Annotated in this window: 17 protein-coding genes; 11 read left to right on the top strand and 6 right to left on the bottom strand. The window is 59.9% G+C overall.

Translation table 11 applies throughout. The features are described 5' to 3' along the window. Positions 1 to 37 precede the first annotated feature (37 nt). On the bottom strand, positions 38 to 1,723 hold the full coding sequence (locus PH562_RS07315; RefSeq protein ID WP_285172383.1) for a Na/Pi cotransporter family protein: 1,686 nt from the start codon (positions 1,721 to 1,723) through the stop codon (positions 38 to 40). Positions 1,724 to 2,117: 394 nt separating this feature from the next. Between PH562_RS07315 and PH562_RS07310 the strand changes: the two genes are divergently transcribed. Further along, on the top strand, positions 2,118 to 2,924 hold the full coding sequence (locus tag PH562_RS07310) for an MBL fold metallo-hydrolase (protein WP_285172381.1): 807 nt from the start codon (positions 2,118 to 2,120) through the stop codon (positions 2,922 to 2,924). A 27-nt stretch (positions 2,925 to 2,951) separates the two neighbouring features. Here the strand turns inward: PH562_RS07310 and PH562_RS07305 are convergent, their stop codons facing one another. From PH562_RS07305 to PH562_RS07295, 3 genes are read right to left on the bottom strand one after another with little or no spacing between them, the layout of a single operon-like run. Continuing rightward, positions 2,952 to 4,337, bottom strand: coding sequence for an ATP-binding protein (locus tag PH562_RS07305; protein ID WP_285172379.1), 1,386 nt, complete (start codon positions 4,335 to 4,337; stop codon positions 2,952 to 2,954). Then, positions 4,334 to 5,005 (bottom strand): response regulator transcription factor, encoded by a 672-nt coding sequence (locus PH562_RS07300; RefSeq protein ID WP_015342375.1) that lies wholly within the window; start codon positions 5,003 to 5,005, stop codon positions 4,334 to 4,336. Before PH562_RS07300 ends, PH562_RS07305 begins: the two co-directional genes overlap by 4 nt. A 2-nt stretch (positions 5,006 to 5,007) precedes the next feature. Continuing rightward, entirely contained in the window at positions 5,008 to 5,244 is a 237-nt protein-coding gene (locus tag PH562_RS07295; RefSeq protein WP_113229111.1) for a PepSY domain-containing protein, read from the bottom strand. Between the two features lie 265 nt (positions 5,245 to 5,509). On the opposite strand from PH562_RS07295, the gene PH562_RS07290 reads away from it, so the two are divergent. Both PH562_RS07290 and PH562_RS07285 read left to right on the top strand, forming a co-directional pair. After that, on the top strand, positions 5,510 to 9,553 hold the full coding sequence (locus PH562_RS07290) for a Pls/PosA family non-ribosomal peptide synthetase (RefSeq protein ID WP_285172372.1): 4,044 nt from the start codon (positions 5,510 to 5,512) through the stop codon (positions 9,551 to 9,553). A 7-nt stretch (positions 9,554 to 9,560) separates the two neighbouring features. Then, positions 9,561 to 10,178 carry a 4'-phosphopantetheinyl transferase family protein gene (locus PH562_RS07285; protein WP_285172370.1) on the top strand — a complete coding sequence of 206 codons (618 nt, stop codon included), beginning with the start codon at positions 9,561 to 9,563 and terminating at the stop codon, positions 10,176 to 10,178. Positions 10,179 to 10,258: 80 nt separating this feature from the next. On the opposite strand, the gene PH562_RS07280 is transcribed toward PH562_RS07285, so the two are convergent. Next, positions 10,259 to 11,206 (bottom strand): bile acid:sodium symporter family protein, encoded by a 948-nt coding sequence (locus PH562_RS07280; protein ID WP_285172369.1) that lies wholly within the window; start codon positions 11,204 to 11,206, stop codon positions 10,259 to 10,261. Between the two features lie 157 nt (positions 11,207 to 11,363). Here PH562_RS07280 and PH562_RS07275 point away from each other — a divergent pair, with 157 nt between their 5' ends. After that, complete coding sequence (locus PH562_RS07275; RefSeq protein WP_285172368.1) at positions 11,364 to 12,062, top strand: methyltransferase family protein; 699 nt, start codon at positions 11,364 to 11,366, stop codon at positions 12,060 to 12,062. Positions 12,063 to 12,081: 19 nt separating this feature from the next. Here the strand turns inward: PH562_RS07275 and PH562_RS07270 are convergent, their stop codons facing one another. Continuing rightward, positions 12,082 to 12,579 carry a cupin domain-containing protein gene (locus PH562_RS07270; RefSeq protein ID WP_285172367.1) on the bottom strand — a complete coding sequence of 166 codons (498 nt, stop codon included), beginning with the start codon at positions 12,577 to 12,579 and terminating at the stop codon, positions 12,082 to 12,084. Between the two features lie 131 nt (positions 12,580 to 12,710). Between PH562_RS07270 and PH562_RS07265 the strand changes: the two genes are divergently transcribed. The 7 genes from PH562_RS07265 (at position 12,711) to PH562_RS07235 (ending at position 18,330) form a co-directional block, all read left to right on the top strand. After that, positions 12,711 to 13,271, top strand: coding sequence for a DJ-1/PfpI/YhbO family deglycase/protease (locus tag PH562_RS07265; protein WP_285172366.1), 561 nt, complete (start codon positions 12,711 to 12,713; stop codon positions 13,269 to 13,271). Between the two features lie 190 nt (positions 13,272 to 13,461). Beyond that, a complete protein-coding gene (locus PH562_RS07260; protein WP_285172365.1) occupies positions 13,462 to 14,280 on the top strand; it encodes an ABC transporter ATP-binding protein in 819 nt (272 codons plus the stop codon). Continuing rightward, a complete protein-coding gene (locus tag PH562_RS07255; protein ID WP_285172364.1) occupies positions 14,277 to 15,047 on the top strand; it encodes an ABC transporter permease in 771 nt (256 codons plus the stop codon). The genes PH562_RS07260 and PH562_RS07255 overlap by 4 nt, the downstream gene beginning before the upstream one ends. 34 nt (positions 15,048 to 15,081) lie before the next feature. Next, the gene (locus tag PH562_RS07250; RefSeq protein WP_285172363.1) at positions 15,082 to 16,113 is read left to right on the top strand and encodes an ABC transporter substrate-binding protein; all 1,032 of its coding nucleotides are present in this window, start codon (positions 15,082 to 15,084) and stop codon (positions 16,111 to 16,113) included. 265 nt (positions 16,114 to 16,378) lie between these two features. Continuing rightward, positions 16,379 to 16,804, top strand: coding sequence for a hypothetical protein (locus tag PH562_RS07245; protein ID WP_285172362.1), 426 nt, complete (start codon positions 16,379 to 16,381; stop codon positions 16,802 to 16,804). Continuing rightward, positions 16,725 to 17,585 carry a hypothetical protein gene (locus PH562_RS07240; RefSeq protein WP_285172361.1) on the top strand — a complete coding sequence of 287 codons (861 nt, stop codon included), beginning with the start codon at positions 16,725 to 16,727 and terminating at the stop codon, positions 17,583 to 17,585. The genes PH562_RS07245 and PH562_RS07240 overlap by 80 nt, the downstream gene beginning before the upstream one ends. Positions 17,586 to 17,652: 67 nt before the next feature. Next, positions 17,653 to 18,330: an ATP-dependent Clp protease proteolytic subunit gene (locus PH562_RS07235; protein ID WP_285172360.1), complete on the top strand. Its 678-nt coding sequence runs from the start codon at positions 17,653 to 17,655 to the stop codon at positions 18,328 to 18,330. Positions 18,331 to 18,512 lie beyond the last annotated feature (182 nt).

Genomic DNA, 18,512 nt, shown 5'->3' with positions numbered 1-18,512 from the left:
TCGTCCGAAAACCGCCTACACTTTTCGGCATCACGCTCTAGTCATGTGCGTTCACTGGAACTGCGGGAACCGGGCTTGGCGTCCGGCTTTGCAGGAGTTCGCCACGCTCCTCCAGAACGGGATAGGCTGCGGCGGCAACGAGGTGGGAATTGATCTGCTTGAGGTCGCGCAGGAGATCGAGGTGAAGCGAGCTGGTCTCCACGGTCTCGATCCCGCCCTGGCGCAAGCGCTGGAAATGAGCGTCCGTTCCCTCGCGCTCCGCCTTGCGGAAGATCACCTTCTCCTCCGCCAGCATGCGGGCGGCACTTTCGTTCTGCGTCATGAACAGGGCCGCCGCCGTCTGCAGGTTCGACTGCAATCGGTCGAACAATGTTGCCAGTTCGAGCTGCCCTTCCTTCGAGAAGCTCAAGCCCCGGCGCAGACGCTTGGCCAGATGCGGCAGGAGGTTCTGGTCGAGCACGTCGCCGGCATGCTCCATGTTCATCGAGAACAGCAGGATCTCGTTCAGCCGCCGCCGGTCGGTTTCGCCAAGCTCATCGGGATCGATCGAGGTCAGATAGGTTTTTACCGCCGTATTTAGGCTGTCGAGGATATTGTCCAGCGACCGCAACCGCGTCAGCGCCTTTCGATCCGTGTCCGACAAGGCGGACTTGGCGCCTGCCAGCATCTCCGACAGCACGTCGACCAGCCTCAGCGCTTCGCGCGCCGCCGCGCCGAGCGCGACCACAGGCGTCTCCTTGGCGGCCGGATCGAGATATCTCGGACGCGTCGGATCGGCTTCGTCGATCTTCTGCGGCAGCAACTTGGTCAAGAGATCGGCATAGGGCCGCAACAGCGGCATGAACACCACGGCCAGAACGACATTGAAGGCGGTATGAAAATTGGCGACGGCGCGGGCGCTGTCGCTGTCGATCATCGCCGACAGGCGCGTTGCGGGCTCCAGCAGGCCGATCATCGCGATCACACCGACGATGCGTGTCAGCATATTGCCGATGGGCAGCCGCTTCACAGATAGATCCGCTCCCGATTGCCCTTCGATGAGTGGGTTGATCGCGGTGCCGAGGTTGGCGCCGAGAACGAGTGCAAAGGCCTGATCGACATCGACGAGCCCCTTGCTTGCAAGCGACATGATGAGCAGCACCACGGCCACGCTGGAATGGGCAGCCCATGTCAGAATGGCGGCGAGAAGCAAGCTCAGCACCGGCGTCGCAGCGATCGCATCAAGGACGTAGGCGAGCGCCTTTGATCCCTCATACTGCGTCATCAGGTCGAGAAGCTGATGCAGCGCCAGAAGCATGAAGCCAAGCCCGATCATGACGCGGCCAAGATCGTGCACGCGTGAATTCCCGGTTCGGCGGAACATCAGCACGCCGATCAGGATCAGCGCCGGCGAAGCCGCTGCGACATTGAAAGACAGCACCTGGACGATGAGCGTCGTGCCGACATTGGCCCCGAGCATGACGGCAAGCGCCGGCACGAGATCCACCAGCCCGCCGGCTGCAAAGCCTGAGGCCATGAGGCCTGTAGCCGTACTGCTCTGCAGGATGGCGGTGACGCCGATGCCGGCAAAAAATGCCTTCGTGCGATTGCTGAGCGCGCGGCCGAGAAAGGAGCGCAGATCGGGGCCGAAGGCACGCTGGATACCGGTCTGCACCATGCGCGTGCCCCAGAGCAAAAGGGCGATGTGGCCCGCTAGAGCAACGAGGCCGAAGATAAGCGCCATGATGGTCCTCCATTTGCCTACGACCCCGGACAAATGCCGAGCATCAATATCGCGATTATCTAACTTTCTTTAGCCGACTATGTTTCTTTGTCTTTGACGCGTTTTGCAAGGCCAGATTGTCACAAACCAATAGAATAAAATTTTCGCATTAAAATCATGATGATAGGGCGCCATGAATCCTATCATCATTCGTTAGGAATATCCATTTTTCCGAGAGAGGTCGGCCTGAAAACGACGATTTTCGGTCTGCAACGAGATTGTCTGAGAATCGTTGCTTCGCCTTTTTGCTTTGATCCATTCAATGTCTGGCCAATATAGCACAAAAGCCTCCATTTGCCGTGCAGCTGGGTCCACGGCCGCAGGGTTGGGAAGGCTGGCTGGCGAGGAGTTCGAGATGGCGAATTTTATCTGCATCACATGTGGCACACAGTTCGGCGAAGGCGATAGACCACCTCCGGCCTGCCCGATCTGCGAAGACGAGCGCCAGTTCGTACCTCAATCGGGACAGGAATGGAGCGACATGGCGAGCCTCGGCCAGGAGCATGAGGTAATCTGGAACGAGGAAGCCGAAGGTGTTCACAGTCTGCAGATCTCGCCCCATTTCGGCATTGGCCAGCGCGCCTTTCTGATCGAAGGACGTGACGGCAATGTCCTCTGGGACTGCCTCAGCCTTATCGACGAGGCAAGCAAGGGACGGATCGCTGCCATGGGCGGCTTAAGCGCGATCGCGATTTCGCACCCTCATTTCTATTCGTCGATGACCGAATGGAGTGCCGCCTGCGGCGGCGTGCCGATCCATATCCACGCCAATGATGGCGAATGGGTGCAAAGGCGGAGTGCTCTGCTGCGTCCCTGGACAGGCGAGACGCTGTCGATTGGCCAGGCGACCATGATCCGTTGCGGCGGTCATTTCGACGGCAGTTGCGTGCTCCATTGCCCCTGGCTCGAAGGCGGACGCGGCGCGCTCTTCGTCGGCGACACGATGCAGGTGACCATGGACCGCAGGTTCGTCAGCTTCATGCGCAGTTATCCAAACCTCATTCCGCTCGATGCCAAGGCCGTGACAGCGATATCGGAAGCCGTCCGATCCTATCGTTTCGAAGCGATCTACGGCGCATTCCCCGGCCGAACGGTCGAAAGCGACGGCAACGGTGTGGTGGAGCGCTCGGCGCAGAGGTATCTCAAAGCGATCGCAGGTTGAGTATCCTGCGCTGGAAATGCCGCAGACCTAATTTTCCAGCGCCGCCTGTCTGTCCTTCACCAAGCGCGTCGGCAAATTGACGGTGACGGACAGCCCTCCAAGGCTGGAGCGGGCGAGCGTCAGCTTGCCGTCATAGGCTTCGACCAGATCCTTGGCGATCGCCAAGCCGAAGCCGGTTCCGGCGATGCTTTCGTCCAGCCGCCTACCGCGCCGGATGAAAGCCATTTCCGCATCCTCGGGCAGGCCGGGACCATCGTCCTCGATGCACAGTTCCACCCCCTCGGGCAACTGCGACAGGCGAACTTTGACTTTGCCGGTCGTCCATTTCCTTGCATTGTCGATCAGATTGCCCGTGATGTCGGCAAAATCCGCCTCGTCGATCGCCAGCCACATCTCCGGCGGGGCCACGAGCTCAAAATCGATTTTTCGCTCGGCCGAGAGACGCCGCATGACCGAGATGATCTTCTGGAGATCGGCGCTGGCATCCATGACGCCGACGGTATGGGCGGCGGCAAGGCTTGCGCGGGTTTGCGCAAGCGTTCGCTTGATTTGCGCCTCCATCCGGCTGACCTCCGTCTGGATCGCCGCGGCCCTCTCCGACATGCCCTCTTCGGAGAGAATGCGTGCGGTCGCCTCTAGTGCTGCGAGCGGGGTCTTCAGACCATGCGCCAGATCGCCGGCGCGAGCGCGCGCCTGCGTCAATTGCGTCTCGCGGGATGCGAGCAAACCGTTGAGATCGTCCACAAGAGGCTGCACTTCTCGCGGAAACTGACCGGTGATCTTGCGTGCGGATCGCTCCTGCACCGCCATCAGGGCCGCGCGCAGATCGTTGAGCGGCCGCAATCCATAGCGCAGAAATACCACGACCGCCCCGATCAGGGCGACCGACAGCACGCCGAGAGACGGCGCCATGGCATAAAAGAAGCGCCAGCGCGCCGGCGCAAGCTCGCTGTTGTCGAGCGCCATGACGATATCGACCATCTGGTCGCCCGTGGCCGAGGGGATCGAAATAGACCGTTCGACGGCGAGAAGACGGCTGCCGTTCGGCCCTTTCATATCCGTCGCCCGGCCGGCATCGCGAGGGCGGGCGCGCAGCCAGGGCAGGTTCTGCTCCCAGAGCGATTGGGAGCGCAGCTCGACGGTGCCGTTGCGGCCCACCTGCCAATAGAAGCCACCATTCGGAATGCCGAAGCGCGGATCCGTCGGCGTGTCGTCGAGGAAGAGCTGATTGGAGGAATTGATATCGACCGCCGCCAGCAGAACGCGCAGTTCCTCGTCTATTTCAGAGAGGGCAAGCGCCCTGACTGCCAGCCCGGAAATGGCGTTGATTCCGACCCCGGCAAGAAAGGTCGCAACGATGATCGCCACTACGGAACCCAGCAGCAACCGCCCTCGCAGCGAGAACGGCGTCATGACGGCGGCGCCTCGCGCGGGATGATATAGCCCTGGCCGCGCCGGGTCTCGATGACGGTGCCGTCGAACTTGCGCCTGAGACGCGCGACGACCACTTCGAGCGCGTTCGACAGCAGCTCCGTCTCTTCGTCATAGATGCTGTCGGCGATCTGCGTTCGGGAAAGCACGGTGCCGGCATTGTGCATCAGATAGGCAAGAAGCCGATATTCGAGCGCCGTCACCTGAACCGGCTGCCCGCGAAACGAAACCGTGCGCTGACGTGTGTCGAGCTCCAGCACACCATTGGAAAGGATCGGAGAAGATTGCCCCGCGGCACGGCGCATCAGGGCGCGCACCCGCGCCAGAAGCTCCTCCATACGGAAGGGCTTGGTCAGATAATCGTCGGCACCCGCATCCATGCCGTCGACCTTGTCGCGCCAGCCGTCGCGCGCGGTCAATATGATGACAGGCATGCCGCGGCGTTCCGCGCGCCAACGTCGCAGGACCGTCAGTCCGTCAAGCTTCGGAAGCCCGAGATCGAGGATGACCAGATCGAAATGCTCGATATCGCCGCGATACCAAGCTTCCTCGCCGTTGCTTACGGTCGAGACGACATAATGCTGGTCCTCCAGGCAGCGGCGCATGTCCGCCACAATACTGGGCTCATCCTCAGCAATCAGAATGCGCATTCTCAGCGTCTCTCGATCACGGCGAGTGTTGCGCCGTCGAGCACTATATCACCACGTTTGCCATCCGGCTTCAACACGCGCACGGCATAGGCTTGGCGGCCGGCCCGGCGAACCCGCTTGATTCGCAGCACCTTTCCCGGCATCTCGCGCGCAACGACCGCATAGATCTCACGCAGCGGCCGCAAGGTGCCGGCATCTTCGACCAGAACACTGCTATGCGAACGAGCTGATGCCTCCATACCTGGCGAGCTCAGCAAAGCCGTCACCAAGAGAACGGACAGCCAGCGGGGCCAGCCGGCTCTTCGCCCGAATATGCGCAACGATATCAATATCAATCCTTCTTCCGAGATAGCACGCAGGGCTCGCCCCGCAGCAAACCAAGCATAGCTTTCCCAACATTACAATTCACTGACAACGCCCGTAAGAGAGCTGCAAATTGAAAGGTGTATAAGCATCGATAGATGGCACGCCGATTGTGCCGAGTTTCGTTCCGCAGAAGTTACCATGACTATCCAGATTTCGTCGATTACCCCAAATGCCAGCCTCTCGGTTTTCTCAGGCGGCATTCGGCCTGAGTTCGTCCGCAATGAAACCCTGGTGGACATCTTCAAGGCAACGGTCGCCCGCAGCCCCGACAAGACGGCACTGACCCTGATCGGAACCGACCGGGCGATGGCCTATGCCGAACTAGACCGGCTCTCCGACGAGGCGGCGCGCGCGCTCAGCCGTCGCGGTATCGGCCCCGGCGATTTCGTCGGCCTTTGGTTCCAGCGCTCCCTTGAGCTACATGTCGCGCTTCTGGCGATTCTCAAGGCCGGAGCTGCCTATATTCCCTTCGATGCGTCTGCCCCTGCCGACCGCGTGGCCGTCAGCCTCGCCGATTGCGGCGCGAAATGGCTGCTGACCCATGACGAAAAGGTGGCCCTCGCCCCCGAATTCGACGGCCAGACGCTGATCCTCAAGACACTGCTCGCAGAAGACGATGATGGCATTGCGCCGCGCCGCGCCGCTCACGACGATCCCGCCTACGCCATCTATACGTCCGGCTCCACGGGCAAGCCGAAAGGCATCGTCGTCACGCACCGGAACATCTGCCATTATCTGCGGGCCGGCAACGATGTCCTCGGTATGGTCGAATCGGACGTCGTTCTTCAGCAGGCTTCGGTCGCCTTCGACCTTTCGCTCGAGGAGATATTCGTTCCCTATCTGGTCGGCGCAACGCTGAAAGTGGCGACATCCGCCGTCATGGCCGAGCTCGACAGGCTCGCAGACGTGCTGGAAGCCGAAAAGATCACGGTCATCGACACCGTGCCGACTCTGCTGACCATGCTGGAACGTGATGTCGAGAGCCTGCGCGTCATCATCGTCGGCGGCGAAGCCTGCCCTCCGGCGATCGTCAGCCGCTTTTCCAAAGCCGGCCGGCGCCTGATCAATACCTACGGCCCGACCGAGACGACGGTGGTTGCAACCTATGCCGAGCTCGATCCTTCCCGGCCGATCACGATCGGCTGCCCGATCGCCAACACGACCGCCTACGTTGTCGACGAAAACCTGCAGCTCGTTGCTCGCGGCGATACCGGCGAATTGCTGATCGGCGGACCGGGCGTCGCTGCCGGATACAGAAACCTGCCGCAGCTGACAGCCGCGAAGTTCATCGCCAACCCCTTCGCCGGCCATGACGACCCGGTGCTTTACCGCAGCGGCGACGCCGTATTGATGGACGAGGAAGGACAGCTCCATTTCCTCGGACGCATCGACGACCAGGTCAAGATTCGCGGCTATCGCATCGAGCTCGGCGAGATCGAAACGATCGTCGGCGAACTTCCGGACGTGAAGGCTGCATCCGTCGTCGTGCACCGCCCGCCGGATGGCGAGGACATGCTGGTTGCCCACGTTGTTAGCACGGGCAGCAGCTTCGATCGAGACAAGGCGCGCGCCGTGCTTGCAGCCAAACTGCCGCCCTATATGGTGCCCGCCGCCTGGCATAGCCATGTCTCGCTGCCGCGTCTTCCGTCCGGCAAGATCGACCGCAAGACGCTTGCCGCCATTCCGCTGGTGGCCGATCAGCCAACCCAGGCACAAGAGCCGCCGCGCACGTGGACGGAAGCACAGCTGCTGAAGGCCGCAACCGAGGCGCTTCGACTGCGCTCTATTGGCTTCGAAGCGGATTTCTTCACCGAGCTTGGCGGCCATTCCATGCTCGCGGCCCGGTTTGTTTCCGAAGTGCGCAAGATCCCGTTGCTCGCCAGCATCGCCCTGCGCGACGTCTATGCCGGCCGCACCCTGCGCGGCATTGCCGCGATCCTGGAGCAGCGCGCCGAAAGCACCTCGGGACAGGAACGCAAGAATTTCGAACCGGTGCCGCTGCGCCGGCGCATCCTCTGTGGTCTCGCTCAGGCCGTGGTATTGCCCTTCATCGTCGCGATCGCAACGCTGCAATGGATCGGCCTTCTGCTCGCCTCGATCCTGCTGATCGATGACGGTGCATCGCTCTGGAATGAAATTCTCATTCTGGGCGGCGTCTACCTCGCTCTCAATCTCGGCGAGAAGCTTGTCGTTATCGCTCTCAAATGGCTTGTCATCGGCCGTACAAAGCCCGGTGTCTATCCGCTCTGGGGCACCTATTATTTCCGCATCTGGCTGATGCAGCGCATCGTCCAGCTCACCGCTCCGAAATTCCTCAAGGGCTCACCGCTCATTCGGGTCTATATGCGCGCACTGGGCGCCCAGGTCGGCAAGGATGCGATGATCGACGAGTTCGAGGAAGGCGCGATCGATCTTGTGCGCATCGGCGCAAGATCCAGCCTTGGCGTCAAGATCAAACTCGCGAATGTCGAGGTCATCGGCAATGAGATCCATGTCGGCACGATCGACATCGGCGAAGGCGTGCAGGTCGGCAATGGCTCCGTCATCGGCCATAACGTCAAGATCGACGACGGTGCCGTCATCGGCGATCTGACGGCGATTGCCGCCGGCACCCATGTCGAAGCCCATACGCGCTGGGACGGTTCGCCCGCCCGCCAGACCGGGCATGCCGAGCATGAAGAGATGCCCGCCCATCCGGAGCTTGGAACCGCCGGGCGCATCTTCCAGTTCGGCGCCTATTTCGTTGCCTACAATCTCAGCCTCGTCGTCGGCCTGCTGCCGATCTTCCCGGCCTTCTATCTGTTCTCCGCCGTGCAGCAGATCTACGCGCCCGGCTCCGATGAGGCCCTATCCTGGGGGATGATCGCTGCGCTCTCCTGGCCGGCCGCATTCCTGCTGATCGTCGTGTCCATGGCAGTGGTGGTGGCGCTCAGATGGGTGCTGTTGCCTCGCGTCGTGCCGGGCCGTTACTCCATCTTCGGCAATCTCTATTTCCGCAAATGGGTCGTCGGCCTGACCACAGAGGCTATGCTGGAAACCCTGAATTCGCTCTACGCTACCGTCTTCATGCGCAACTGGTACCGCCTGATGGGGGCCAAGATCGGCAAGGGCACGGAGATTTCGGCAAACTTCGCCGGCCGCTACGATCTGATCGAAATGGGCCGCGACAACTTCATTGGCGACGAGACGATTTTCGGCGACGAGGAAATCCAGAACGGCTGGATGATACTCAAGCGCCTGAAGACCGGCGATCGCTGCTTCTTCGGCAATTCCTCGGTCATTTCGCAGGGTGCCGTGATCGAAAGCGATTCGCTCATCGGCATCAAGACGCGCCTGCCCGATTCCATGCACGTCAAGTCTGGCGAAACCTGGTGCGGCAGCCCCGCCTTCCAGTTCCCGACGCGCGAGAGGCTGCAGGCGGCTGCCGACACTACCTATGCGCCACCGCTCCGCATGCGCCTTGTGCGCATCCTGTTCGAGGCCATGCACACGTCGCTGCCGACCGCGATCCTCATCGTCATGGCACTCGCCATGTCCGACATGTTGGCCAGCGAAATCGACAACGGCGCCTGGGGCAGCCTTTTCTGGACCCTGATGGCTGCAGGCCTGGCGACCTCCGGCATCCTCTATCTCGTCGCGGTCGCGTTCAAATGGACGCTGATTGGCACCTATAAGCCGATGAACCGGCCGATGTGGTCGTGGTGGGCGATGCGTACGGAGGCTGTTGCGGTGTTTTACGGCGGTCTCGCCAGCAAGATGCTGCTCGACTATCTGCGCGGCACGCCCTTCCTGCCCTGGCTGCTCCGTCCCTTCGGCGCCAAGATCGGCCAGGGTGCGTGGATCAACAGCACCGATATCTGCGAATTCGATTGCACTCATATCGGCGACCATGCGGTTCTCAACATGGGCTCCTGCCCACAGACCCATCTCTATGAAGACCGCATCATGAAGGTCGGCCGCATCACGATCGGCGAAGGCGTCTCCATCGGCTCGGGCAGCACCGTCTTGTACGAGGCCAATGTGGGCGATTTCGCCGAGATTGGACTGCTGACCCTGGTCATGAAGGGTGAAGCCATCCCGCAAGGAACGTCGTGGGTCGGCGCACCCGCCCAGGCGGTTCAAGCCGCGCAGGAGCCCGCTCCCGTCGCTCAGAAAGAGGCCCTGCCCTCCGCCGCAGCGTGAGCGCGGGATGACGGCCCCTCGATTTGAGGTCGTCCTGACGGTCGCAGATGCGATCGCCATCCTCGTTCGCCCGATGCCCGGCGGACGAGCAGAGCGTGATCAGATCGCGCAAACAGCCTTGAGAGAAGCCACACAACGGGACGATCTTTCCATCTATCGCCGGCCCAGCGAGCGGCCGGCGCTAAGGCCTCCCTATCACGAACTGGGCGTTTCGCTTTCGCATCGCGGCGATCTGCTGCTGGCGGGCTTTGCGCCTAATAGCGCTGTCGGCATGGACATCGAGATCGAGGATATCAACGGCTTCGATCCGGCAGCTTTTGCCGCCGACCATTTCTCGCCAAAGGAAGCGGCCGCCTTGGCCACTCTCGATAGCACGGCGGCGCTGGAGGTCTGTTACCGACTCTGGGTCGCCAAGGAGGCTGCCTTGAAGATCAGCGGCCGCGGTATTTTCGACGGGCTGGACGAACCTGATCTGGCGGCGCAGCTGAATCTCCTCCGCACCGATGGCGCAACAATCCATCTTGGCGCCGGGTCGCGGCTGCCGCCGATTGCGCTCGCGGTGACTCGACTTTCCAACGCTGCGGATCAATCTGTCTATTGTGCCCTTGCCAGGGATATGCGCTGAGCGACGATCCCTCGGCTGCAAGCATCTCGGCCGGAGAGGCGCCGGTGGAAACCGGGCCTTCCCCCATAAGCGTAGATATTTCAGGGCCGCGGCGGTGCGTCTGCGTCTTCGCGCGCTGCAAACCAGTTTGCCAGGGTCGCGCCGGAAATATTGTGCCAGACGGAAAAGATAGCGCTGGGAACCGCGGCGATCGGCGAGAAATAAGCCGTCGCCAGAGCTGCACCCAAGCCTGAATTCTGCATGCCCACTTCGATCGCCAGCGCCTTACGCTTGTAGAAATTGAGGCCGAGCACCTTCGACGCATAATACCCGAAGAGATAGCCAAGACCGTTGTGCAGGATAACGACGGCGAAAGTCAGCAGGCCGGACTGCACGATGGCCGCCTTCGATGCACCGACGACAGCCGCAACGATCAATACGATGCCGATGACGCTGACGAGAGGCAGAACCGGGATTGCCGCACGAACCAGACCGCGCATGGCTTTCTGCGCGACAAAACCGAGCAGAAGCGGCACGATGATGACCTGCACGATGCTGATGAACATCGACCAGGCATTGACAGGCAGATATTGGCTCGCGAACATCCATACAAGGAACGGCGTGACGATCGGCGCTGCAAGCGTTGTCACACTCGTGCAGGCGACCGATAGTGCCACATCGCCACGGGCAAGATAGGTCATGACATTGCTCGAGGTGCCGCCTGGGCAGCAGCCGACCAGAATGACGCCGGCGGCGACCTCCGGCGGCATCGGAATGATCCGCGTCAAAAGCAGTGCCAGCGCCGGCATGATGCCAAAATGTGCGATGACGCCGATCGCGACCTCATGAGGACGACGCGCCAGCTCGCGAAAGTCGTCAACGGATATCGTCAACCCCATGCCGAACATGATGATACCGAGAAGGACGACGATCCAGGGTGCGAACTGCTTGAAGACATCGGGCAGGAAAAAGCCGAGAACGGCAAACAGGATGACCCATATGGAAAAAGTCTTGCCGACGAAGGCGGAAAAGGATGCCAGGAATTTCATGGAATCTCCGGGGGAAGGAGCATAATGATATTCGGCCGGTCTAAACGCGGCGCATCGCGTGTCAAGGCTTCGAACTGCCGGATCTGTCCACTTCCAGCATCCATACGACATAAATACATGAAGGGCGCAGCAGGTTTGTCTTTCAAGGAGCCGATGCATGACTGTTACCGATCCCGAACCGATGTCTCGCAAAAAGGCCATATCGTACGCGATCGGCCTGCCGCTGGCGCTGCTCGTGCTGATCTTTCTGCCCGCCGGCCGCCTCGACTGGTGGCCCGGATGGGCTTTCATCATTTTCCTGGTGGTAATCTATGGGATAGCGTTGCTGATCATGCGGCGCGTGAACCCCGTCATCTTCAGAGCGCGCAGTCGCTTCCAGGCCGGGACCAAAGGCTGGGATCTCATTCTGGTCTCGCTTATCCTGCTTGGGATGATCGCCGAAATACCGCTCGGAGCCCTTGATGCCGGCAGAATGGGATGGTCGGCGATGCCAATCTCCATCGTGCTCCTCGGCTATATCCTGCTCGCGGCAGGCATTGCGCTCGGCACATGGGCTCAGGCCGTCAACCGCTTCTTCGAACCCGGCGTCCGCCTCCAGCGCGAACGCGGCCAGCACGTCATCAGTGACGGTCCCTACGCCTATGTGCGTCATCCCGGTTATGTCAGCGCGATCTTGGTATTTGCGGGGCTGGCACTGACACTCGGCTCCTGGTGGGCCTTGATCCCCGCCGGCTGGGCAAGCGCCGTGCTGATCCTGCGCACGAGCTGGGAAGACGCGCTGCTTTATGGCGAGCTGGAAGGCTATGCCGACTATTCCAAGCGCGTTCGGTTCCGATTGCTGCCGGGTATCTGGTGATGCTCGATTTCGGCTGGCGCTAGGCTTTGCCGTGCCAAAGGGAGCGGAGGCCACCGGTCTCTCCTTTCAGTGGATCCCTTGCGGGCACGCCAAGTTTTTCGATCATCGCCTGCTGCTCGCCCGTAGGCATTTCCCGGCAGAGATCGGCCTCTTGACCGTGAGGATAGCCGCCGATCACGAGCAGATCATCGCTCGCCTCCAGCCGGCAATGGCCGGTTCCGGCCGGCAGCAGCAGGGCATCGCCGGCTTCGACCGTGATTTCCTTGCCGGTGGGTCCGCCGATCATCAGCCGGGCCTGACCTGCCGCAACGCCCAATATTTCGTGGGCCGTGGAATGAAAATGGTGAAAGGAATAGACGCCGTTTCGCCAGAGGCCGCTCCAACCATTGGTTCGAAAGAGCCGTTCGAAACTTTCGGCTCGGTCGGGGCCCTCGAGCACCTGCCGATAGACGATCACAGGAAATCGCTCGTTATTGGGAATCCAGCCGGACTGCTCGAATTTGATTGCCTGCTCCATCCGATCTCTCCCTGTCGGCTGCCATCATAACCACCGGATCTCGGTGCGGTTCCCAGAAAAACCGGGAACGATTGCCTGCGGCTAGGGTTTGGACCTGGCATTCCATCAAAGATATAGCGAAAGGATAGATCATGCCTTCCATCAATTCCGCACATATCCTCATTCTGGCGACGGATGGCTACGAGCGTTCGGAACTTCGCGTTCCTCTCGACGAACTCAGGAAGCGTGGCGCTGACGTCAAGGTTGCCTCCGTCAAGAAGGATAGTATCAAGAGCTGGGACAAGACCGATTGGGGCGACAGCGTCGACGTCAATCTCATGGCCGGGGATGTCGACGTGAACCAGTTCGATGCGCTGGTGCTGCCAGGCGGCCAGATCAATCCCGACAAGCTGCGCCTTGAAGGAGATGCCATGCGCGTCGTCCGCGAGTTCCTGAATTCCGGCAAGGTGGTCGCCGCCATCTGCCACGCACCCTGGCTGCTCGTTGAGGCCGATGCGTTGCGAGGACGTCAGGCAACCTCCTATTGGTCCATCAAGACAGACGTCAAAAATGCCGGCGCGACATGGAAGGACGAAAAGGTCGTGACAGATCAGGGCATCATCACCTCGAGATCGCCCGACGACCTTCCCGCTTTCATCGACAAGATCGTCGAGGAGGTTCAGGAAGGTCCGCATCAGCACCGCGCGGCCTGACCGATCAACTCCCACGGAAACCGTAAAGCCCCGGTATCGAATGCCGGGGTTTTCGCATTTCCCGCCTCCGATAGAACGGAACCTGCACCAATCGCATATTGACTGGTGCGGCCGGCTTTGATCTGTTGGCCCAACATGACAATGCCTGATGTCCGCGCGAGGTTACGGGCGTCCGGGAGGAAAGCAGGGCATGACGATGGAGGCTGTGAGGGCGGTCAGCCTGAAACAGGTGGCGATTTCCTTTGAAATGGCCGGTAAGACACGGTTCGACGCCGTAGCGGCGACCAATCTGAATGTAGAGGCACATGAGTTCGTGGCTATTGTCGGCCCGACGGGCTGCGGCAAATCCACACTTCTCAATGCGACGGCGGGGCTTTTGACACCGGCGTCAGGGACGGTCGAAGTCTTCGGCCAGCCCCTGAAATCCATCAACCGCCAGGCGGGCTATCTCTTCCAGCAGGATTCGCTGATGCCGTGGAAAACGGTTCTCGAGAATGTTGCGATCGGGCTTGAGATCGCGGGCTTGGATAGGGCCGAGGCAAGACGGATTGCGCGCGACTGGCTGGGGCGCGTTGGCCTTGCCCCATTCGCCGATCGTTTCCCGCGCATGCTCTCAGGCGGCCAGCGCAAGCGCGTCGGCCTCGCCCAGGTTCTCATCCGCAATCCCAAACTGCTCCTGATGGATGAGCCCTTCGGGCCGCTCGATGCGCAGACCCGCCTGATCATGGGCGACCTCCTGCTGAAACTCTGGTCCGAGGACCGCAAAGCCGTGATGTTCGTCACCCACGATCTCGATGAGGCGATTGCCCTTGCCGACCGCGTGGTCATCATGTCGGCCGGTCCGAAGTCTCGCATTATCGGTGACTTCAAGGTGCCCTTGGCGCGGCCGCGCGATATCGGCGAGATACGTCACGATCCCGTATTCAACCGGCTACATCGTGATATCTGGCAGGCGCTGCGCGATGAGGTGATGACCGCCTATCGCCAGAGCAGCGGAGAGATCGCATGAACCGTTCTCTCCTTCTCCTGCTGCAAATCCTGGTGGCCGTGGCCATCCTGACTATCTGGCATCTCGCAACGAATACCGGCCTTTTCGGCAATCCGAAAACCATATCCTTCTTCTTTGCCGATCCGCTCAAGGTGGCGCAGCGCGTCATTCAATGGTTCGCGTCGGGATCGATCTGGTATCACCTTTGGATCACGCTATCGGAATCGATCCTGGCCTTTCTGCTCGGCGCCTTCGGCGGCATCGTCTTCGGCTTTTGGTTCGCCCGCCAGCCCCTGATTGCCGCCGTCTTCGACCCTTATGTGAAGGCGGCGAATGCGCTGCCCCGCGTCGTGCTCGCCCCGATCTTCGCGCTGTGGTTCGGCCTCGGTATCTGGTCGAAGGTGGCGCTTGGCATCACCCTCGTTTTCTTCATCGTCTTTTTCAACGTCTATCAGGGCGTCAAGGAAGTCAGCCAGCCGGTGCTGTCCAACGCCCGGATGCTCGGTATGAACGAGCGGCAATTGCTGCGCCATGTCTATATGCCATCCGCGCTCTCGTGGGTGTTTTCCAGCCTGCATACTTCAGTGGGTTTTGCTGTCGTCGGCGCCGTCGTCGGCGAATATCTGGGCTCGGCCGCCGGCCTCGGCTACCTCATCCAACAGGCTGAAGGCGTCTTTGACGTGACTGGCGTCTTCGCGGGCATGGTCGTTTTAACCGCCTTCGTCCTGCTCGTGGACTGGGTGATGACGATGGTCGAAAGGCGCCTGCTCGCCTGGCGCGGCCAATAGCGCATTGAGAATAGCGAAGTGGAGGAACAAGGACATGGAACGCAGGACATTTCTGATCGGGACGGCAAGCTTCGGTATCGGCGCATCGCTTGCAGGCATCTTGCCCGCCGGGGCACAGGATGCGAAACCGGAAAAGCCGGATCTATTGATCGGCGTCGGCGGCAAGCCGCTGCTCTATTACCTGCCGCTGACGATCGCCGAGCGGAAGGGCTTCTTCAAGGAGGAGGGTCTCAACGTCACTATCAATGATTTCGCCGGCGGTTCGAAGTCGCTGGAGGGACTGATCGGCGGCTCCCTCGATGTCGTCGCTGGCGCCTATGAGCATACGATCCGCATGCAGAACAAGGGACAGGATATCGTCGCGATCTGCAATCTCGGCCGCTTCCCCGGCATCGTCATCGCCGTGCGCAAGGATCTCGCCGGCGAGATCAAGTCGATGGCGGACATGAAGGGCCGCAAGATCGGCGTGACCGCGCCAGGCTCCTCGACGGCGCTGATGTTCCAATATGCCATGCTGAAGAGCGGGCTGAAGACCGACGATGCGTCGCTGATCGGCGTCGGCGGCGGGGCCGGTGCGGTTGCCGCGGTCAAGAGCGGTCAGATCGACGGCCTTTCCCATCTCGATCCGGTTATCGCGCAGTTGCAGTATGATGGCGACATCACGGTGCTTCTGGATACGCGCACCGAGGCCGGTACGCGTGCACTTTTCGGCGGTCCGAACCCGGCCGCGACCGTCTATATCAAGCGCGAATTTGCCAAGGAAAACCCGATAACCACGCAAAAGACGGTCAATGCCTTCATGAAGGCCCTGAAATGGATCGCGGCGGCAAGCCCCGAAGATGTCGCCGGCGTCGTTCCGGAAGAATATTTGCTCGGCAATCGCGACCTCTATATGCAGGCCTTCAAAAATTCCAAGGAAATGTATTCCCAGGACGGCATGGTCACGATGGAAGGCTATAATTCCATGATGGGCGTGTTGAAGGCGCTCGATCCCGAACTCGCTAATGCGGACGTGCCCTTCGAGAAGACATTCGATCCGACCTTTGCCAAGGCCGCAAAAACCTGATCGAGGCAATAGGTGTGCCCGGCGGTTGGCCGGGTACGCCTAACCCTGCCGAACCAAAATCCCTATCAGATCGAGCAAGCGCCGACCGACCGGCGTGATGCTGGCAGCGGTCTTATGACGGACCTTTCGGGGCGAAGAATTTTTTCAAATTGACCGACGGATTTCGATCAATTGCGCGTTCAAGCAGCGCAAGATCTGACGAAAGCCTGAATGACAAGGATTCTTAAGATCGAGGCAGGCTGCGGTCCGATACTGGAGAATGAGAATGGTTGCATCATTCAAAACGCCAGCGGGCCAGAAGCGGATATATTCGGCAAAACTGCTCGGCATGTTGCTCGTTTTTGCCCTTCCCTTCGCCGTGCGCGCAGAAGCCTGTGCAATCCCACCGCCAATTTTCACCATTGATGAGCCGTATCAGGCTCGCTTCCACGATCCACGATTGACGACCCTGATTGCTCGGCGCCGGCCATTTATCAAACCGCGGCTCGATAGCAACGTGACGGCCGCCTGGAGTGGACGCCCGACAATGGAGCGTCCCTGGTGGCGATATCCGGAACGGCCCGATCGACCTACGCTTCAGACCCATCTGAGATGGTCAATGGAGGACCAGTATGCATCTAACACGTCGGCAGTTCGCCATTCTGGCTTGCGCTTTGACGGTTCCGGCTGGCCGAAGCGCGGCGGCAAGTGACGATAATGCAGTATTCTGGCAAGCAAACCTGGCAGATCGGTCAATTGCCATCTTCGGCTATGAACGCATCGGTGCCGCACTGGTATCCGACATCGTTCGCGATGGTGAGCGGATATCCGATCAGGCAAGTTCGGTCTATACCGACATCGGCCCGAATGCTCCGCACTTGAAGTACTCGACGAATATAAAACAAGTACCACCGGTTCTTCCCGATTTGCCGCCGACGGATGCAGACGATCTACGCCGCATTATGCCGGCAGCAGCAGGTTCCCCGGTTGAACGTCTTCCAGGATACGTAGTGGCCTTGTTGCTGATGGGCGAAGGACAACACTCATGGGCACCAAGTGTCGAGGGTGTGATCATGGATCATATCCGCTCCGATGGAAAGCAAATCTCCCCGCTGATAAGCGATACGGACCTGATGTCGATATGGTCGCCACCCGATACGTTCACACTGAAAGCAGTCGGCGCACATCAAATCAGCTATCTTCTCGAGAAGCGCCGTCAGCTGGGGCCCATCGGTGGCTACATGGAAACGCTTTACGAGCAGCGGCGTGTATCTGAGATCACGCGGTTACGAGAGGAAATAGCCAAAGAAGGCGTGGTCAGCCCGCTTGGATCTCTGGCAGGTCCACAATTCAAGGCGCGACTTCTCAAACAGATCTTGAGAATTGAGTCGACGAAGAATTTTCTCCTTCTCCCTTTGGCTGTCTTACTGGGTGATGACGGCATCCTGGAACTCATGAAATCAAACGGCTTTCAGATAACGACATTGGCATAGTGCTGCCGGTGCCGGTGAAAGCCGCATGCTCCATCGAGGTATTTATCCCATTCGAGGACTATCCGATATGTCAGCAACGATGAACCGCCGCGATCTCTGCCTGTATCTATCTGCATTGGCTACGGGTATGCTTGTGCCCAGATCTGGCTCTGCTCAGGAGAAGGCAAATGCGAACAGCGCCTCAACGGCTTATTTGTATTTCTCCCAGCCGATCGATGACAAATCGACGCTCAGTCTGACCAATGGATTGATCGACCTGAGGGCCAAAGGCTACAAAGTAATATACCTTATGCTGAATTCCAACGGCGGGAACATATCATCAGGCATTGCCCTGTATCACATGCTATGCGCTATGGATATAACGATCAATACATACGCTATTTCCAATGTTGATTCAGCGGCAATTCTGTTGTTTTTAGCGGGGAAGGAAAGGGTTGCAAATAAAGAATCTCTATTTGCATTTCACTCCGCCAGGGAGGATTTCAGCAATGAAAAGCTCAATCCGGACGAGATCACCGAAAGATCAAACGTGCTGGAAATCGACAATGATCGAATGAAGGAAATATTCAAGGAACGGCTTACAATCAACGACAAGCAATACGGCGATTTCTTCGGTGCGCAGCTCCGGTTTGTACGACCACAGGAGGCATTGAGCATAGGCCTGGCGACACGGATCGGTGAGGTAAGCATGCAACCGCATGACGGTCTCTATTATGTTCAGTCCCCCGCCAGCAAGCAGCTTTGATGAAACATGGCTCCGTTCGCGGCACTCAAGGGCACTGCGGCCTTGTCGCACAGCTGCAATCCGAACGTGATGCCGATCGACTCTCATATTTACGGAGGCTGACCGACAATGAGTGGAAAGACGCGTTCGATCCTGTCGATTTTTCGCCTATGGTGGCGGGCTGCTGCTGTACTCGTCATGGT

This window comes from Rhizobium centroccidentale, from assembly GCF_030182565.1.
Taxonomy (GTDB): Bacteria; Pseudomonadota; Alphaproteobacteria; order Rhizobiales; family Rhizobiaceae; genus Rhizobium.
Note: the sequence above shows the minus strand (reverse complement) of the source record. Positions and strands in the feature narration are given on the sequence as shown.

Excerpts from the sequence above, each read along its gene's own strand:
- PH562_RS07235 (WP_285172360.1), top strand. The coding sequence starts at position 17,653 with ATGTCAGCAACGATGAACCGCCGCGATCTCTGCCTGTATCTATCTGCA.
- PH562_RS07305 (WP_285172379.1), bottom strand. The coding sequence starts at position 4,337 with ATGACGCCGTTCTCGCTGCGAGGGCGGTTGCTGCTGGGTTCCGTAGTG.
- PH562_RS07285 (WP_285172370.1), top strand. The coding sequence starts at position 9,561 with ATGACGGCCCCTCGATTTGAGGTCGTCCTGACGGTCGCAGATGCGATC.
- PH562_RS07260 (WP_285172365.1), top strand. The coding sequence starts at position 13,462 with ATGACGATGGAGGCTGTGAGGGCGGTCAGCCTGAAACAGGTGGCGATT.
- PH562_RS07280 (WP_285172369.1), bottom strand. The coding sequence starts at position 11,206 with ATGAAATTCCTGGCATCCTTTTCCGCCTTCGTCGGCAAGACTTTTTCC.
- PH562_RS07270 (WP_285172367.1), bottom strand. The coding sequence starts at position 12,579 with ATGGAGCAGGCAATCAAATTCGAGCAGTCCGGCTGGATTCCCAATAAC.
- PH562_RS07300 (WP_015342375.1), bottom strand. The coding sequence starts at position 5,005 with ATGCGCATTCTGATTGCTGAGGATGAGCCCAGTATTGTGGCGGACATG.
- PH562_RS07310 (WP_285172381.1), top strand. The coding sequence starts at position 2,118 with ATGGCGAATTTTATCTGCATCACATGTGGCACACAGTTCGGCGAAGGC.
- PH562_RS07275 (WP_285172368.1), top strand. The coding sequence starts at position 11,364 with ATGACTGTTACCGATCCCGAACCGATGTCTCGCAAAAAGGCCATATCG.
- PH562_RS07240 (WP_285172361.1), top strand. The coding sequence starts at position 16,725 with ATGCATCTAACACGTCGGCAGTTCGCCATTCTGGCTTGCGCTTTGACG.
- PH562_RS07295 (WP_113229111.1), bottom strand. The coding sequence starts at position 5,244 with ATGGAGGCATCAGCTCGTTCGCATAGCAGTGTTCTGGTCGAAGATGCC.
- PH562_RS07245 (WP_285172362.1), top strand. The coding sequence starts at position 16,379 with ATGGTTGCATCATTCAAAACGCCAGCGGGCCAGAAGCGGATATATTCG.
- PH562_RS07250 (WP_285172363.1), top strand. The coding sequence starts at position 15,082 with ATGGAACGCAGGACATTTCTGATCGGGACGGCAAGCTTCGGTATCGGC.
- PH562_RS07290 (WP_285172372.1), top strand. The coding sequence starts at position 5,510 with ATGACTATCCAGATTTCGTCGATTACCCCAAATGCCAGCCTCTCGGTT.
- PH562_RS07315 (WP_285172383.1), bottom strand. The coding sequence starts at position 1,723 with ATGGCGCTTATCTTCGGCCTCGTTGCTCTAGCGGGCCACATCGCCCTT.
- PH562_RS07265 (WP_285172366.1), top strand. The coding sequence starts at position 12,711 with ATGCCTTCCATCAATTCCGCACATATCCTCATTCTGGCGACGGATGGC.
- PH562_RS07255 (WP_285172364.1), top strand. The coding sequence starts at position 14,277 with ATGAACCGTTCTCTCCTTCTCCTGCTGCAAATCCTGGTGGCCGTGGCC.